We start from the raw sequence: 17121 nt of genomic DNA on the forward strand, positions 1-17121 counted from the left end.
CCCGGAAGGATTCCCATGCCTGAGAACCATGACGCAGCCGCCGTTGACGCAAAGACGGAGGGCGGAGGTGGCTGCCCGGTCGCGCACGGGCGCGCCCCGCACCCGACCCAGGGCGGCGGAAACCGCCAGTGGTGGCCGGATCGGCTCAACCTGAAGATCCTCGCCAAGAACCCGGCGGTGGCGAACCCGCTGGGTGAGGAGTTCGACTACGCCGAGGCGTTCAACTCCCTCGACCTCGCGGCCGTGAAGCGGGACATCGCGGAGGTGCTGACCACCTCGCAGGACTGGTGGCCGGCCGACTTCGGCAACTACGGCCCGCTCATGATCCGTATGGCCTGGCACAGCGCCGGTACGTACCGGATCAGCGACGGCCGCGGTGGCGCCGGTGCCGGTCAGCAGCGCTTCGCGCCGCTCAACAGCTGGCCGGACAACGCCAGCCTCGACAAGGCCCGCCGCCTGCTGTGGCCGGTCAAGAAGAAGTACGGCCAGAACATCTCCTGGGCCGACCTCATGATCCTCACCGGCAACGTGGCGCTGGAGACGATGGGCTTCAAGACCTTCGGCTTCGCCGGCGGTCGCGAGGACGTATGGGAGCCCGACGAGGACGTGTACTGGGGTCCGGAGACCGAGTGGCTCGGCGACGCGCGCTACACCGGCGACCGCGAGCTGGAGAACCCGCTCGGCGCGGTGCAGATGGGCCTCATCTACGTCAACCCCGAGGGTCCCAACGGCACCCCGGACCCGATCGCCGCGGCCCGCGACATCCGTGAGACGTTCCGCCGCATGGCGATGAACGACGAGGAGACCGTCGCCCTCATCGCCGGTGGCCACACCTTCGGCAAGACCCATGGCGCGGGCCCGGCGGACCACGTCGGCGCCGACCCCGAGGCCGCCCCGATGGAGCAGCTGGGCCTGGGCTGGAAGAGCACGCACGGCACGGGCGTGGGCGCCGACGCCATCACCAGTGGTCTTGAGGTGACCTGGACCAGCACGCCGACGCAGTGGAGCAACGGGTTCTTCCAGAACCTGTTCGGCTACGAGTGGGAGCTCACCAAGAGCCCGGCCGGCGCCCACCAGTGGGTGGCCAAGGACGGTGCGGGCGCGGGCACCATCCCCGACGCGCACGACGCGTCGAAGAGCCATGCGCCGACGATGCTCACCACGGACCTCGCGCTGCGCCTCGACCCGGTCTACGAGCCGATCTCGCGGCGCTTCTACGAGAACCCCGAGGAGTTCGCGGACGCCTTCGCCCGTGCCTGGTTCAAGCTGACCCACCGTGACATGGGCCCGGTCGTGCGCTACCTCGGCCCGGAGGTCCCGTCCGAGACGCTGCTGTGGCAGGACCCGCTGCCGGAGCGCACGTACGCGCTGATCGACGCCGCGGACATCGTCTCCCTCAAGGAGCGGGTCCTCGGCTCGGACCTCACGGTCGCGCAGCTCGTGTCCGCGGCCTGGGCATCGGCCTCCTCCTTCCGCGGCAGCGACAAGCGCGGCGGCGCCAACGGTGCCCGCATCCGCCTGGAGCCGCAGCGCAACTGGGAGGTCAACAACCCGGACGACCTCGCGCAGGTGCTGCGTACGCTCGAAGGCATCCAGGAGTCCTTCAACTCCGCGCAGACCGGCGGCAAGCAGGTCTCGCTGGCCGACCTGATCGTGCTCGCGGGCAGCGCGGCCGTCGAGAAGGCGGCCAAGGACGCCGGCCTCGACATCGAGGTGCCCTTCACGCCGGGCCGGGTGGACGCCGCGCAGGAGCAGACGGACGTGGAGTCGTTCGCCGCGCTGGAGCCGGCCGCCGACGGCTTCCGCAACTACGTCGGCAAGGGCAACCGCCTCCCGGCCGAGTACCTGCTGCTCGACAAGGCGAACCTGCTGACCCTGAGCGCGCCCGAGCTGACGGTCCTCGTCGGTGGCCTGCGCGTCCTGGGGACCAACCACGCCCAGGCGAAGCACGGCGTCCTCACCGACAAGCCGGGCACGCTGACGAACGACTTCTTCGTCAACCTGCTCGACCTGGGCACGACATGGAAGTCGACGTCCGAGGCGCAGGACGAGTTCGAAGGCCGCGACGCCACCGGGGCGGTCAAGTGGACCGGCACCCGTGCCGACCTCGTCTTCGGCTCGAACTCCGAGCTGCGCGCGCTCGCGGAGGTCTACGCGAGCGATGACGCGAAGGAGAAGTTCGTGAACGACTTCGTCGCGGCATGGGACAAGGTGATGAACCTGGACCGGTTCGACCTCGCCTGATCATGACGTCCAGGCCGGCCCGCACCGGCCGGCCTGCCGTGCACCCTTCGTGCACCCGTCGTGCACCACCCCGCCCGCCGGAGGGTCATCGGTGCGGATCGGAGCACTTCTCCGGCGGTACTTCGACAGTTAAGAACGTCGCAGGTCAGAGTGGGTTTTCGCGCTCCTGGGCCGTCTGTGGGCCGTCGGCCGTGTTCTTCCGTTCTCGGAAGGCGCGGCCGACGGCCTTTGCGTGTGGGGCAGCGCCGCGAGCCTGGACGCCCTCACTCCGGGGCGAGCACCCTGTTCGTCGGCGCCGCAGGAACGTCGATTCGCGGCAGGACGCCGATGACGGCGATGGGTCCGTTCCGACGGCGATGTCGTTGGCTGTACGAACCACGACGAACCTCTGACTCGGGTCACTGGCCGTCATCACGGTTCAGGACGCGGCGGGCGGCTGCCAGCCAGCGGTCCTTGCGGGCTTTCGCCTCGTGCAGCCGGTCGGTGTTCTGCTGGATCAGACGGCGTTGGATGCGGGTCTCGGCCGCCGCCCAGACCGTCATCACCTTGGTGGACCGCTGACAGGCCGCATCGGCGCGGGCGGTGGCGCGTTCGGCCGGTGTGGGTTCGGCCGTCTTCCAGCGCTCGCTGACGGCGGCGGCCATGGGGTCCGGGTAGTCGAAGCCCGCCTTCGCCATGCATGCGTGCCATTTGCGCACGGCGTCGCGTACTTCGGGGGCATGCCGGGAGGTTTCCAGGGCGGTGCCGGTCAGCTGGTTGAAGGCGTGGTAGTCGGGTGGGGCGGTGTCGCCGACGAGTTGGTGCTGGGCGGTCTTGAGGCAGCCGCCCTTGCCGGAGGGGCCGTAGGCCGCGCGCTGTACCTCGGCCGGGAGCGCCTCGCGCTCGTCCCAGGCGCGGTTGCGCCGTACCACCGACGGCGGGTCGGGGCGCGGGTGGTACCCGTAGCGGACGGCTTCCGCCTCGTCGGCTCCGTATCGGCCGACGTTCTGCGGCTCGATGTCCCGGGCGTCCACCCGGGGCAGGGTCTTCCACTCCATGCCCAGGTCGTTCATGCACCGGCGCATGAGGATGTCCTGTGCGTCTTCCACGGCGTGGGTCTCGGCCACGGTCGATGCATAGGCGTCCAGTGGCAGCAGGAGCTGCTCGGCCTGCCGGGTCACAGGCTGGGGTGTGGCGGCGTGCGGGGCGGGCGTGGACTCGTGCTCCACGGCTGTGCAGGCGGTGGTGGCCAGGAGCAGCAGTGCGAGCGCGGTGGTGGTCCGGGGGCGGGAGGGCGGCATCGTTGCCTCTCGGAGTGCGTTGCGCGGTGTGCGCCAGGCGGGGCGGGGTGCGCTGGCAGGCGGGCGGGGTGCGCCCCCCGGCGCCGCACCCCGCCCGTCAACAACTCGCTGTCAGCGCAGCTCAGCGCTAGCGGTTAACGGAACATGACGGAGGTCGTGGTGTCGGGCATGCCGCGGTTGCCGAAGTGCGCCTCCCGGTCGCCCGGCGCCAGGGAGAAGTGGGCGCCGTGGCCCTTCACACCGGAGTAGAAGGTGACCGTGCGGTTGCCCCAGTTGATGGCGGAGCTGATCGTGTTGTTCCAGCCGTCCTTGCTCAGATCCCACATGTCCTCCGTGAAGGTCGTGTTCCTGTTCTTGTATTTGGCGTCCTGGAACACCTGGACCTTCGTGACACGGCCCTGGGCCGCGGCAACGTCCGCGTGACCATCGGCGGAGGCCGGCAGTGCGACACCGAGCGTGAGTACGGCAGCGGCGGCGACTACAGCGGCTATCTGGCGGATACGCATGATGTGCCCCTTTGGCTGGTGATCACGCGGAATGCGCGATGTTGGTGATCGGTTGGGCCGGGCCGCCCATGCCCCGAACCGGGGGAAGTGCGGCCCTTGCGCCATGACGATTCAAGCCCTCGGCACAGCCGGGCGACCTCGTTCCCATTGACGATCCGCCTCCGCCGCACGGGGGAGCCGTACCGCTCGCCTGCCGCCCCGGCCTTACGGGTTCCGGTGGGCGGACCGGCGTCGTCTCCGTCACGTTTTTTGCAACTTGTTGCACAAGGCTTACCGGCTGGTCTACAACTGGCTTCACGACCACCCCGCACGGAGGCGAGGCCCCCATGAGCCAGTACCCGCACCTGATGAGCCCGCTCGATCTCGGGTTCACGACCCTTCCCAACCGGGTGCTGATGGGGTCGATGCACATCGGGCTGGAGGAGGCGGAGAACGGCTTCGAGCGGATGGCCGCCTTCTACGCCGCCCGTGCGCGGGGCGGCGTCGGGCTGATGGTGACCGGTGGCATCGCGCCGAACGAGGCGGGACGGCCGTACGAGGGCGGGGCCAAGCTCACCACCGAGGCGGAGGCGGCGCAGCACCGGACCGTGACCGCGGCGGTGCATGCGGCGGGCGGGCGGATCGCGATGCAGATCCTGCACTTCGGGCGGTACGCGTACCACGCCGATCTGGTGGCGCCGAGCGCGATCCAGGCCCCCATCAGCCCCTTCCCGCCGCATGCGCTCACCGACGACGAGGTCGAGCAGACCGTCGAGGACTACGTACGGGCGGCGGAGCTGGCCAAGTCCGCCGGGTACGACGGGGTCGAGATCATGGGCTCCGAGGGCTATCTGATCAACGAGTTCATCGCGGGCGCGACCAACCACCGCACGGACCGGTGGGGCGGCTCGTACGAGAACCGGGTGCGCTTCCCGCTGGAGATCGTCCGTCGCACCCGGGAGCGCGTCGGCACGGACTTCATCCTGATCTACCGGCTGTCGATGCTGGACCTCGTCCCGGGCGGTTCCACCCTGGAGGAGGTGATCGCGCTCGCCAAGGAGATCGAGGCGGCCGGCGCGACGATCATCAACACCGGCATCGGGTGGCACGAGGCCCGTATCCCCACCATCGCGACCTCGGTGCCGCGCGGTGCGTACACCTGGGTGACGAAGCGGCTGATGGGGTCGGTCTCCGTTCCCCTGGTGACCAGCAATCGCATCAACACCCCCGAGGTGGCCGAGGAGTTGCTCGCCGACGGACGCGCCGACATGGTGTCGCTGGCCCGCCCGTTCCTGGCCGATCCGGACTTCGTCGCCAAGGCGCGGGACGGCCGGTCCGATGCGATCAACACCTGCATCGGGTGCAACCAGGCCTGCCTCGACCACACCTTCAGCGGCAAGATCACGTCCTGCCTGGTCAATCCGCGGGCCTGCCACGAGACCGAGCTGGTGCTCTCCCCCACCCGGCTGCGCAAGCGGCTCGCCGTGGTCGGCGCCGGTCCCGCCGGGCTGGCGTGCGCCGTGTCGGCCGCCGAACGCGGCCATGACGTCACGCTGTTCGACGCCGCGGCCGAGATCGGCGGGCAGCTGAACATCGCCAAGCGGGTGCCGGGCAAGGAGGAGTTCGAGGAGACGCTGCGTTACTTCCGGACGCAGCTGGAGGCATGGGGTGTGGAGGTACGGCTGAACACCCCCGTCACGGCCGGGGACCTCGGTGCGTATGACGAGATCGTGGTCGCCACGGGTGTCACCCCGCGCACTCCGGAGATCGAGGGGATCGACCACCCGAGCGTCGTCAGCTACCTCGATGTGCTGCGCGACGGCGCGCCGGTCGGTGAGCGGGTCGCGATCATCGGGGCGGGAGGCATCGGCTTCGATGTCGCCGAGTTCCTGACCGATGCCGGTGACGCGGCGAGCCAGGACCCCGAGACGTACTTCCGCGCCTGGGGTGTCGACACGGCCTACGAGGAGCGCGGCGGGCTGCGCGCGCCCGAGCGTCCCAAGACCCCGCGCCAGGTGCATCTGCTCCAGCGCAAGACGTCGAAGGTCGGCGCCGGCCTCGGCAAGACCACCGGCTGGATCCACCGTACGGAGCTCAGGCACCGGGGCGTGACGATGGTCGCCGGGGCGGCGTACGAGCGGATCGATGACGCGGGTCTGCATCTCACGGTCGACGGCACGGTGGCGACGCTCCCGGTGGACACGGTCGTGCTGTGCACGGGCCAGGAGCCCCGGCGGGATCTGTACGAGGAGCTGCGCGCCGAGGGGCGTGCCGTGCATCTCATCGGCGGTGCGGATGTCGCCGCCGAGCTGGACGCCAAGCGCGCCATCCAGCAGGGGACGGAGCTGGCGGCGGCCCTGTGACCTGCCCGGGACGTGCCTAGGATCTCCCCATGTCCCTCCCGCACGCGATCCTCACCGCCCTGCTCGAGAAGCCGTCGTCGGGGCTGGAACTGACCCGCAGATTCGACCGGTCGATCGGCTACTTCTGGTCGGCCACCCATCAGCAGATCTATCGCGAGCTGGGAAAACTGGAGCAGGCCGGGCTGATCCGCGCACTGCCCTCCGATCAGCCGTCCCGCGGGCAGAAGAAGGAGTTCGAGGTGCTGCCCGCAGGCCGTACCGAGCTGACCCGGTGGGCATCGGGTGAGCAGGACCCCAAGCCCATCCGGGATGCGCTGCTGCTGCGGCTGCGGGCGGCGGCGGTCGTCGGGCGCACCGGGCTCGACGAGGAGCTGCGACGCCATCTGACACTGCACCGGCGGCAGTTGGCGGAGTACCAGGAGATCGAGGACCGCGACTTCGGGGCCGCTGCGGATCCGGAGGACCGTTTGCGGCGGCTTGTGCTGCGGGCCGGGATCGGTCTGGAGACCTTCTGGGTGCAGTGGCTGGAGGAGGCGCTGGCGGAGGTGGCCAACATGGAGGGCGCGCCGGGTGAGCCGGGCGCGCCTCGCCGGGTGTGAGCGTGGGGCGGCCGGCCCCGGGGAAGTCCCGGGGCCGGCCGCCCTGTTGTGGTGCCGGGGCGGTGCGCCCGGGGCGGTCAGCAGTTGTCGTAGATGAGGGCGCGCACCAGGCGGCAGGTCGTGTCGGACGGGGTGTGGACCCCTATTTCGGCCGCGGTGCTGCGGATTTTGCGGTTGTGGGCCTGCTCGGGGCGGTACACGCCGGTGTCGAGCAGGGCTATGGCCAGACGCATGGCCTTCAGGCGGCGGTTGTGGGATTCGTACCGTTCGCGCGGCCATCCGGCGGGCAGCGGCTTCTTGGGCAGTGGGTGGGCCGGGAGAGGCTTCGTCATGAGTGTGGCAGCGGCCATCGGCGACCTCCTGGAGCGTGGATGAACCCTCACTGACTGGTTCCCATTCTACTGGCCACCACTGACAAAAGCCCCTGGCCAGGGGGGATTTGGACCTCCTGGCCGGTACTCCGGGCCGCCCCTTTCGCCGGCCTCCCGGGCGGGCCCTCCTCAGGCCGTCGCGGTCGTCGCCCGCAGGAGGGTTTTGTCGGGCTTGCCGACCGGGGTGAGGGGGATCGCGTCGAGGAGACGGACGGCTGTGGGGGCGTAGAGGGCGCCCTTGTGCTCGGTGACGAAGGCCCGGAGGTCGTCGGTGTCCACGTCGTACCCCGGGGCGGGCACGACCGCAGCGTGCACCTCCTCCGCCTCGTCGACCGTACGCACCCCGTAGACGGCGCAGTGGGCGACCGCGGGGTGGGTGTGCAGCAGGTCCTCGACCTCCGCCGGGTGAACATGGCCGCCCACGACGATGATCAGGTCCTTGACCCGGTCGACGAGGTAGAGCCGGCCCTCGTCGTCCAGGTAGCCGACGTCGCCGGTGCGCAGCCAGCCGTCGCCGGGCAGCACCTGCGCGGTCAGCTCGGGTTGCTTCCAGTAGCCGGTCATCACGCCGGCGGAGCGTACATGGACCTCCCCCTGCTCCCCCGCCGGCAGGTCCCGCCCGTCCGCGTCGCGGACGGCGAGCTCCACGCCGGGCAGCGCGTGGCCGGCGGTGATCCGGCCGCCGGGGCCGGTCCGGGTGTGGTCCTCCGGGAGGGCCACGGCGATCGACATCGCCTCGGACATGCCGTACATCCCGTACAGCACCGGACCGAAGGCCTTGGTGGCCTGCATCAGCCGGGACGGGGAGGCCGCGCAGCCGCCGTAGGTGATGCTGGTGAGCGAGCTGAGGTCGGTGGTGGGGACGGTGGGGTCGTCCAGGAGCTGGTAGAGGAGCGGGGGCAGCAGCCAGAGGTGGGTGATGCGGTCGTGGGCGATGGCGGCGAGCACGGCGGCGGGGTCGAAGGCGCGGTGCAGTACGACGGTGCCGCCGGCCGCGAGCGTGACATCGGCGAGGATGCCCGCCAGGTGGGCCAGTGAGGTGCAGGCGAGGAAGCGGGGCTTTGCGCCGTCGGCGGCCGGCGGCTGTTGGGTGATCATCGCGGCGTACGGGGCGTGCGCCATCCGGACCCCCTTGGGGATGCCGGTCGTTCCCCCGGTGTGCCGGATGCACCAGTCGTCCTCCGGGCGGGCGGCGCTCGGGACGACGGGGGTGGTACGGAGGGCCGCGCAGGCGGCCAGCAGGTCGGGGCCGAGGGCGGCCGGCGCCGGGCCGAGGGTCATGACCTCGGGGAGCGGGCCCTTGGTGTGTGCGAGCACGGCCCGCGCGGTGTCGTGGAGGACCGGATCGACGAGGAGCAGGGCGGTTTCCACGCTCTCCGCGATCCGGGCCAGGGTCTCGGGGGCCATCCCGTCGTAGAGGAAGACCACACGGGCGCCGAGGAGGTTGGCGGCGTAGCGGGCCGCGAGCACCTCGGGGCAGTTGCCGCTGAGGAGGGAGACGGTTCGGTCGCGGCCTATGCCGTGGTCGGCGAGGACCGCGGCCATCCGGTGGACGGTGGCGTGTAAGGCGCCGGCGGTGACTTCGGCGCGTGCGTCGGTGCCGGGTCTGCCGCCGGCGCCGCCTCTCCCGTCCGCCGTGGCCGGTACGGCGTCGACAGCCGTGGTCACCGCGGCGCGGGACGGATCGCGGGCGAGGGCGGCGAGGACCACGTCGACGTAGCTGGTGAAGCCGGTGGCGGGTGTCGTGGCTGTCATGGCGGCGGGGCTCCCTTGGTGCGTGGCGGGGCGGCTGACGCCCACGACGCTACGGGGGTTCGCTCATACCCTCCACGACCAAAATCGCCATGTGTTCATGACCCCAGAGGCATGAGCGGCATCAGTGTCTCCTCGGCCGCCGCCAGGATCTGGGTGACGCGCAGACCGAAGTGGATGTCGCAGGCGTTCGGCAGACCGGTCTCTGCGGAGGCGAGCAGGGCGTCGACGGCGCGGTGGTAGGCCGGTTCGGGGCCGCCCTCGCGGCGGGGCAGGGAGGTGATGCCGGCTTCGCCGCGGAGGGTGACCTCGACACCGGACGCGGCGGCGGGGGCGGTCAGGCCGACCGTCACCGAGCTTGCCGCGCCGCCGCTGTGGCGCATCGTCAGCAGGACCGTGTCGGCCGGTCCCCGGGCGGCGCTGACCGCTTCCGCGTCGCCGAGAATCGGCAGGAGCACGGACAGCGCGTGCGGGCCGATGTCCCACAGGGCGCCCTTCTCGCGGCGCCAGGGCGAGTGGGCGTACGGGCTGGCGCTGCCGGTGGCGAAGACCGCGGCGAGCCAGTCGGCGTGTGCGGTGAACCAGCCGCCGATCGCGGCCTGGGCGGCGATCCACTTGCCTTCCCGCTCCCCGAAGCGGGCGGTGAAGAAGACCACGGAGGCGACGCCCGCGCGTTCGGCGGCCTCGGCGACGGCGCGCGCCTCGGGCACGGAGGTGGCGACCGGTTTGTCCAGGAGGAGGTGGCAGCCGGACTCGGCGGCCCGGGCCGCCAACGGGGCCTGGACGGACGGCGGCAGGGCGATCGCGACGGCGTCGCAGTCGGCGAACAGCTCGTCGGGGGTGGCGTACGGGCGGGCGCGATGGACCTGGGCCAGCGCGGCGGCCGCCTCGGGCCTGCGCCCCCAGATGCCGGTGAGGTCGACGCCCGGGTGAGCGGCGAGGGCGGGGGCGTGGACGCTCCGCGCCCAGGGTCCGGTGCCGAGGAGTCCGATACGCACGATCGTCATGCGGCCAGTCTCTCGCGGGGCGTGGGACGGGGTGGCCGGTTCGGCACGCCCGCGCCGCGATCCGTGCGCCCCTGGGCCCCGTCCCGTAATCCGTATGACCGGCGCGCGCCCGCGGTGTTACGTTTCGGGGGCCGGCCGCGGGACTCCGGTGCGACTTCCGGACCTGCTCTGCTAAGCAACGATTCGCTGCTCGTGCCCCCATTCCCCGGCCGGCATCCGACTACCGGGGGGTGGATGGCGTGGCGAGCTCCGCGGAGCTGGTGGCGGCCGAGGACGTGCTGCTGTTCGTGAATGCCGCGATCACCTCCACCGGGCAGCGCGAATTCCGTTCCGACGAGCACGAACAGCATCTGTCGCTGGACTTTCTGCATGCGTACGTACGCGTCAACTACCGCCCGCTGTACGCCGCTTCGCTCGCGCTGGACATCAACGACCACAATGCGGCGCTGATCGTGCGCCGGCTGCTGGAGACGGCGGGCGAGGCGACGGAGCGGGAGCGGCGCTCCGAGGGGCGGCTGATCGCGGCCCGGCTGGCGCGGCTGCCGGCACCGCGCGTCTACCGCCTCTTCCGTGCGCTGCGCACCGCCAAGGTCAACAACCGCCGGACCCGCGCGATCATGCGCGACTGGCTCGCCGCGCGCCCGGACCCGGCGCTGGACGCGGTGAAGTACCGCGCCGGCCTCAAGTGCGCGGCGCGCCACGCCCATCTGCCGCTCGGCGAACGGAGCGGCGACGGTGGTGGCGACAGCGGCGGCGAGCTGGGCGATTTCCTCTTCGCGCCGGGCCGCCGCAAGCACTTCACCACTCCCCTGCTGGACGCCTGGCGGCGGGCGCACTACGAGCAGGGCGCCCTGTACGAGCTGCCGTTCACCGTCGCCGAGGGGTTCGCGGCGACGCACGGGGTCGGCCGCCGCGCCTTCCTGGAGCGCATCGCGCCGCGGATGACGCGGCTGGAGCGGCTGCGGGTACAGGAGTCGGCCCGTACACACCGCGCCGAGGTGGCCATCGATCTCGCCGCCATGCCGCTGACCCGGCTCGCCTCGTACGTCCTCGGGCTCCCGCTCGACGACCGGGCCGCGCGGCGCGCCGAGCTGACCGGTGCGCTGCGGGCCGCGGCGCGGCGTACGGCGGGTGCGCAGGCCGGGACGTGGGGCCGGGTGGCGGCCGTACTGGACGACAGTTTCTCCACGACCGGTTCGCGGCAGAAGCCGCGTCGTCCGCTCGCGACCGCGCTGGCCTGCCACTTTCTGCTGGAGGCGCTGGCGGGGTCCTATCTGCCGCTGTGGACGTCCGGGCGGCAGGACGCGCTGCTGGCCCACCCCTACGGGCCGACGCCGCTGGGGATGCGGCTGCTGGACGCGCTGGAGTACGCGCCGGAGCGGCTGGTGATCGTCTCGGACGGTTGGGACAACGCGCCGCCGGGGCTGGCCGGTGAGGTGCTCCGGGTGTGGCGGGCCCGCCTCGATCCGGCGCGCCGTACCTCCCTCGTCCATCTCAACCCGGTGTACGACGCCGAGGACTTCGCCGTACGGCGGCTGTCCCCTTCGGTGCCGACGGCCGGGGTGCGCAATGCGGAGGATCTGCCGGCGCTGGTGCAGCTGGCCCGGTTCGCGGAGGGGCGTACGGGGCTCGCCGAGCTGCGGGCCCATATGGACGACCGGGTGCGGCAGTTCCTGGGGGAGGAAACGGACGGGGAGCGGGGCGCGGTATGAGCAGGCTGGATCTGAGCGGGCTGCGGGCCCGCCCGGCACAGGTATGGGGTGCGGTCCGGCTCGTCCCTCTGGTGCGCGCGGAGCCGATCAGCGATCTGCGGCTGCATCGCGAGCTCTACGAGGACGGGCCGACGGCGGTGCGGGCCGGCGGGCACACGTCCTACATCTCGTACATTCCGCATGGTTTCGTGGCGAACTGGACGGGTGACGGGTCGCCCGCCGCCGCGTACGGCTCGCAGTTGAGCGATGAGCGCGGCCCGGTGACCTGCGCGCCGCTGCACCTTCCGCGCAAGCTCGTCCAGAGGCAGCGCGGGAAGGGGCGAGCATCCGGCGGCGCTTCGGGCGGGCTGCGTTTTCTGCCGCTCCATCTTGCGCTCGACGGCTATCTGGCGCTGCACTTCGGCGGGCCGTCCGTCGTATGGGAGGAGTGGACCCGGCGTGCGGTGCGCGACGGGCTCTCACCGCGCGCGGAGTGGGCGTACCGGGGCGAGCGGATGCCCGGTCTCGACGATGCGCTGCGGATCTTCGAGATCCATCCGGGGCAGTGCGGGGTGATGGTGTACGTCGCCGACTCCCTGGCCGCCGCTTTCGTGGTGCCGCATCCGGACGACTACCGGGCGCTGCACCCCTCTCTCCTTCAGGACCTGTACGGCGAGCTGATGTATCAGTACGCCCTGTACGGCGGGCCGGTGCCGGAGTTCACGACCCGGATCGCGGCGGAGTACATCACCTCGCTCGCGGAGCTGCGCTCGGCCGCCGAGCGGCGGCAGCTGGAGTGGGAGGCGCAGCATGCCGACCTGATGGCGGGCGAGCTGCTCGACGCGTCCTATGACGTACGGCAGGTGTATCGGATGGGGCGGTTCCGGCTGTCGCGGTTCCTGCCGCCGTTCGCGCTGCACCGCACGCAGCACATCGGGGAGGCGATCACGGACGGGAAGGGGCGGGTCGCCTACCTCAAGACGTTCCGGCTCTCCGACAAGCAGGTCCGGCGCGGCCATGTACTGCATCGGCTCGCCTCGCACGAGTGGCATGTCGGGCGCACCGCGGAGGCGATGGGGATCAGCGGCCAGGAGCTGGTGCGCCGCGTTCACCATCTGGGGTTCGAGGCTCTGCTGAAGCAGCACCACTGAGGCCTCCGCCACACCGCCAGACATAAAGGCGGACATATCGACCCATGGAATCTTGGGCATATGGGCTCGAAAACCTTCGGAATGGCGGGATGTCCGGCTGAGTAACCTGCGGTTCACAAATGGGCAATGGACGGGAAACGGCTCATTGCGAGAGTGCTCCGGTACGCCCGCACGCGTACCCGCACCTACCCGTATAAGAGGACCCCGTGACCATCAAGGCCGAGTACATCTGGATCGACGGCACCCAGCCGACCGCCAAGCTCCGTTCCAAGACCAAGATCCTGGATGGGGGTCCCTCCCAGGCCTTTGGCACTGGGGGAGTGTCCACGCTGCCTCGCTGGGGCTTCGACGGGTCCAGCACCAACCAGGCCGAGGGCCACTCCTCGGACCTCGTCCTGGAGCCGGTGTTCAGCTGCCCGGACCCGATCCGCGGCGGCGACCACCTGCTGGTGCTGTGCGAGGTGCTCAACACCGACCTCACGCCGCACTCCTCCAACACCCGCGCCCTGCTGCGTCCGGTGGCGGAGAAGTTCGCCGGCCAGGAGCCGATCTTCGGCATCGAGCAGGAATACACCTTCCTCAAGGGCGACCGGCCGCTCGGCTTCCCCGAGGGCGGCGGCTTCCCGGCCCCGCAGGGCGACTACTACTGCGGCGTGGGCGCGGGCGCGATCTTCGGCCGGGAGATCGTCGAGAAGCACCTCGACCTGTGCCTGGCGGCCGGTCTCGGCCTGTCCGGCATCAACGCCGAGGTCATGCCCGGCCAGTGGGAGTTCCAGGTGGGCGCGCTGGCGCCGCTGGAGGTCTCGGACCACATGTGGGTGGCGCGCTGGCTGCTGCACCGCGTGGCGGAGGAGTTCGGCGTCACCGCGTCGCTGGACGCCAAGCCGGCCAAGGGCGACTGGAACGGCGCGGGCGCGCACACCAACTTCTCCACCCGCGCGATGCGCGAGGGCTACGACGCGATCATCACCGCCTGTGAGGCGCTGGGTGAGGGCGACAAGCCGCTGGAGCACGTGCGCCAGTACGGCACCGGCATCGAGGACCGTCTGACCGGTGCGCACGAGACCGCCCCGTGGGACGCGTACTCCTACGGCGCCTCGGACCGCGGCGCCTCGGTGCGTATCCCCTGGCAGGTCGAGGTGGAGAAGAAGGGCTACATCGAGGACCGGCGGCCGAACGCCAACGTCGACCCGTATGTGGTCACCCGCCTGATCACGGACACCTGCTGCACGGAGCTGGCGCGGCGCGAGCAGGTCTGACGCGGACGCAGCAACGCATGAGGGGCCGGGCCGGTTGGTCCGGCCCCTTCGCGTGCCGGGACCTGGGCCGGTCGGGGCGGTCGTGGCGGCCGGGCCGGTCGGGCCGGTCGGGCCGGTCGGGCCGGTCGGGCCGGTCGGGCCGGTCGGGCCGGTCGGGCCGGTCGGGCCGGTCGGGCCGGTCGGGCCGGTCGGGCCGGTCGGGGTGATTGTCAGTGGCGGCTGGCACGCTGGGGGCATGCTTGCGATCAGCGTCACGACCGAGACCGGGGCGGACCATGCGCACCCGACCGAGGCCGAACTCACCGGGCTGCTGCGGCGGATCGGCGCCGACGACGACCATTTCGTGGTCGTCGAGCGGATCCCCGACGAGGCCCATGTGTACCTCCAGACCTGGCGGGACGGCTCCGGGCCGTTCCGGGTGGAGTACCGCGACGGCGGACCGGAGCGGCACTTCAGCGTGGAGACCGACGACATCGAGGCGGTCGTCGCCACCTTCCTGGACTGGGCGCGCGGCGGGGAGGCCTGGCGTACGGCGCTCGACTGGCGGCCGGCGGATCTGTACTCCACGCCCGGTCTGACTCCGGAGACCCGCGCGGCGGCCGAGGAGCAGGCCCGTAAGGGCATACGTTCCGGGTTCTGGAATTTCCATGACGCCGCGCAGGGCGTCTGTGACTCCTTCGACCCCGAGGACACCCAGGTCTCGCTGGACGAGGCGCGGCGGATCGTCGCGGGGCTGTGGGAGGAGCGGCTCGCCGAGCAGGCGCAGTGGCCCGAGGTGACCGACCCGGAGCGGCTCGGGCAGGCCTTCTCCGCGCTGGACGCCCAGGGGCTGACCGCCCGGATGAACTTCAGCTGTTGCAGCAGCTGCGGGCTCGGAGAGATAGGAGCCGAACGCGCCGAGGGCGACCGGGGTTTCGTCTTCTTCCACTACCAGGACACCGAGGCGGCCGCGGAGGGCCACGGGCTGGCGGTCCGCTACGGCGCCTATGCGGATGGCGGGGAAGGGGCGGTGGAAGGTTCCGGGGAGGGGGCTGCGGAAGGTTCCGGGGAGGCTTCGGCGGAGGAGCGTGCCGCGGTCGGGCGGACGGTGGTGGCGGCGCTCGCCGAGGCGGGCCTGCCGGTCCAGTGGGACGGCGATCCGGACCGGGTCATCGAGGTCGCCCCGCTGGACTGGCGCAAGCGGCTGCCGATGGGGGTCTGAGATGCGACGGATGCCCATGCGGCGGATACCCCGGCCGCGGGCCAGACCGACCGCCGTGCCCTGGCTCGCGCCGCTGTACGTCGGTGCCTTGCAGCTCGGTGCGTACGCCACCGCGCGGCTGCCCGGCCCACGGCGCACGGAACTGCTGCGTACGCAGTCCACCAACGTCGCCAATCTGCGGGCCGGCCGATGGCACACGCTGGCCACCAGCTCGGCGTTCGTCGAGGAACCGCTGCCGGTGCCGTACGGCGCCGCGCTGCTCGCCACCCTCGGTACGGCCGAGGCACGCTGGGGCGCACCGCGCGCGGCAGGGGTGTTCGCGGCCGGCCATGTCGGTGCCAGCCTGCTGGTCCACGCGGGCCTGCGCGGCCGCGTGTGCACAAATCCTCCGGACGCGACCGCGCGGGCCGTCGATGTCGGGGCCAGCTACGGCTTCTACGCGACGCTGGGCGCGCTCGCCGCGACGGTCCCCCACCGCGGCGCGCGGGCCGCGGCGACAACCGGTCTGCTGGCACTGGGGATACGGCCGGTGCTGCGCCGCGGGCGGACGTTCACCGACGCCGGGCATCTGGCGGCGCTCGCGCTCGGGGTGGCGATGGGCGCGGGAATGCGGAGGGGCGGCGACCGGATTCCAAGGCCGAAGCCGAAGCCGAAGCCGATATAGGTGACAACATGCCCGCGCATCGGATTCCAGCCACCGTCCCCGGCGCCGGGACGGCCCTCAACTCCGTTGCGCAAAAGCCGAGTCGGGACCGGATCTCCCCCGGTCCCGGCGCCCGCCCGGCCGCGGCGCGGCGCAATCCCGTCACAGCGCCACCCTGGCGAGGGACAGATCACCGACCGTCTGGTTCAATGGGGTCCATGGCCAGCCTTACAGACACCGCGACAGGTCGCAGCGACCTTGAGCCCTTCTGGCCGTCCCGGCAGGCGCACGCATTCGACCGTCTGTGTTGCCGCGCGCACTGAGCGCGGGCCCGCACACGCCTCACCGACGCCGCTGACCGGCGTCCCCAGCACTGCCCGCGCGCACGACGTCCCCGACGCCCCTCTGCGCGAAAGAGCTGACTCCTGATGACGAACGTCCGTACCCTGACCGCCGGTTCCGCGACGGCTCCCGTTTCCCCCCTCACCACCCCGCACCCCCACCGCCACCGACTGCGCGCCGTGGCCCCCGACGAGGCCGCCGCCGACCCGGGCGGAAGCTCCCCCGGGCTCCGTCCGGAGGGACCCCCGGCGCGCCACAGTGTCCAATCGGTCGCCGAGCTGCTGAACTCCGGCGCGACCTGGCTGCCGGCGCCTCAGCACAGCCTGCCCGCGCTGCCCGGCCAGCCGCCGATGGTCGGCTATCTCGTTCTCGTACCGGCCGAACAGGCCGCCGCCCAGCAGCCGGCCGACCGGCCCGACGTGACCGCGCCGACCGGCGACGAGATCGTGCGGATCGACCCCGAGCAGCGGACCGCACGGGTCCAGGACCGGCCGCTGGACCTGACGTACCTCGAATTCGAGCTGCTGGCCCATCTGGTCGCCCATCCGCACCGGGTGCACACCCGCGACCAGCTGGTGACCACGGTGTGGGGGTACGGGCATGTCGGCGACGGCCGCACCGTCGACGTCCATGTCGCCCGGCTGCGCCGCAAGTTGGGCGCGGAGCACCGGTCGTCGATCGTGACGGTGCGGCGGGTCGGCTACAAGTACGTGCCGAGCGTCTGAGGCCGGGC

At 71.8% G+C, this 17121-nt stretch carries 14 protein-coding genes; 9 read left to right on the top strand and 5 right to left on the bottom strand.

Going from position 1 to position 17121, the window contains the following annotated elements; genetic code table 11:
- Positions 1-15 precede the first annotated feature (15 nt).
- Positions 16-2244 (top strand): catalase/peroxidase HPI, encoded by a 2229-nt coding sequence (katG, locus tag KI385_RS13575; protein ID WP_238572450.1) that lies wholly within the window; start codon positions 16-18, stop codon positions 2242-2244.
- Between the two features lie 398 nt (positions 2245-2642).
- Here the strand turns inward: katG and KI385_RS13580 are convergent, their stop codons facing one another.
- A complete protein-coding gene (locus tag KI385_RS13580) occupies positions 2643-3524 on the bottom strand; it encodes a hypothetical protein (RefSeq protein ID WP_238572451.1) in 882 nt (293 codons plus the stop codon).
- Between the two features lie 134 nt (positions 3525-3658).
- A complete protein-coding gene (locus KI385_RS13585) occupies positions 3659-4030 on the bottom strand; it encodes a peptidase inhibitor family I36 protein (RefSeq protein ID WP_238572453.1) in 372 nt (123 codons plus the stop codon).
- Between the two features lie 326 nt (positions 4031-4356).
- On the opposite strand from KI385_RS13585, the gene KI385_RS13590 reads away from it, so the two are divergent.
- Both KI385_RS13590 and KI385_RS13595 read left to right on the top strand, forming a co-directional pair.
- Positions 4357-6372 (top strand): NADPH-dependent 2,4-dienoyl-CoA reductase, encoded by a 2016-nt coding sequence (locus KI385_RS13590; protein WP_238572454.1) that lies wholly within the window; start codon positions 4357-4359, stop codon positions 6370-6372.
- A gap of 29 nt (positions 6373-6401) precedes the next feature.
- Positions 6402-6971 carry a PadR family transcriptional regulator gene (locus KI385_RS13595; protein ID WP_238572456.1) on the top strand — a complete coding sequence of 190 codons (570 nt, stop codon included), beginning with the start codon at positions 6402-6404 and terminating at the stop codon, positions 6969-6971.
- A gap of 77 nt (positions 6972-7048) precedes the next feature.
- On the opposite strand, the gene KI385_RS13600 is transcribed toward KI385_RS13595, so the two are convergent.
- The 3 genes from KI385_RS13600 to KI385_RS13610 all read right to left on the bottom strand — a co-directional run bounded on the left by KI385_RS13600 (position 7049) and on the right by KI385_RS13610 (position 10101).
- The gene (locus tag KI385_RS13600) at positions 7049-7321 is read right to left on the bottom strand and encodes a hypothetical protein (RefSeq protein ID WP_128508351.1); all 273 of its coding nucleotides are present in this window, start codon (positions 7319-7321) and stop codon (positions 7049-7051) included.
- A 150-nt stretch (positions 7322-7471) separates the two neighbouring features.
- Entirely contained in the window at positions 7472-9097 is a 1626-nt protein-coding gene (locus tag KI385_RS13605; RefSeq protein ID WP_238572458.1) for an AMP-binding protein, read from the bottom strand.
- 95 nt (positions 9098-9192) lie between these two features.
- The gene (locus KI385_RS13610) at positions 9193-10101 is read right to left on the bottom strand and encodes a Gfo/Idh/MocA family protein (RefSeq protein WP_238572459.1); all 909 of its coding nucleotides are present in this window, start codon (positions 10099-10101) and stop codon (positions 9193-9195) included.
- Between the two features lie 239 nt (positions 10102-10340).
- Between KI385_RS13610 and KI385_RS13615 the strand changes: the two genes are divergently transcribed.
- The 6 genes from KI385_RS13615 to KI385_RS13640 all read left to right on the top strand — a co-directional run bounded on the left by KI385_RS13615 (position 10341) and on the right by KI385_RS13640 (position 17113).
- On the top strand, positions 10341-11813 hold the full coding sequence (locus KI385_RS13615) for a hypothetical protein (RefSeq protein WP_238572461.1): 1473 nt from the start codon (positions 10341-10343) through the stop codon (positions 11811-11813).
- Complete coding sequence (locus KI385_RS13620) at positions 11810-12943, top strand: ARPP-2 domain-containing protein (RefSeq protein ID WP_238572462.1); 1134 nt, start codon at positions 11810-11812, stop codon at positions 12941-12943. The genes KI385_RS13615 and KI385_RS13620 overlap by 4 nt, the downstream gene beginning before the upstream one ends.
- A gap of 206 nt (positions 12944-13149) precedes the next feature.
- Complete coding sequence (gene glnII, locus KI385_RS13625) at positions 13150-14202, top strand: glutamine synthetase (protein WP_238572463.1); 1053 nt, start codon at positions 13150-13152, stop codon at positions 14200-14202.
- A gap of 235 nt (positions 14203-14437) precedes the next feature.
- Entirely contained in the window at positions 14438-15403 is a 966-nt protein-coding gene (locus tag KI385_RS13630; RefSeq protein ID WP_238572464.1) for a DUF6891 domain-containing protein, read from the top strand.
- Position 15404: 1 nt separating this feature from the next.
- On the top strand, positions 15405-16067 hold the full coding sequence (locus KI385_RS13635) for a rhomboid-like protein (RefSeq protein ID WP_238572465.1): 663 nt from the start codon (positions 15405-15407) through the stop codon (positions 16065-16067).
- A 407-nt stretch (positions 16068-16474) separates the two neighbouring features.
- A complete protein-coding gene (locus KI385_RS13640; protein WP_238572466.1) occupies positions 16475-17113 on the top strand; it encodes a winged helix-turn-helix domain-containing protein in 639 nt (212 codons plus the stop codon).
- The last annotated feature ends 8 nt before the right edge of the window (positions 17114-17121 follow it).

The organism is Streptomyces inhibens, assembly GCF_022221585.1.
Taxonomy (GTDB): domain Bacteria; phylum Actinomycetota; class Actinomycetes; order Streptomycetales; family Streptomycetaceae; genus Streptomyces; species Streptomyces inhibens.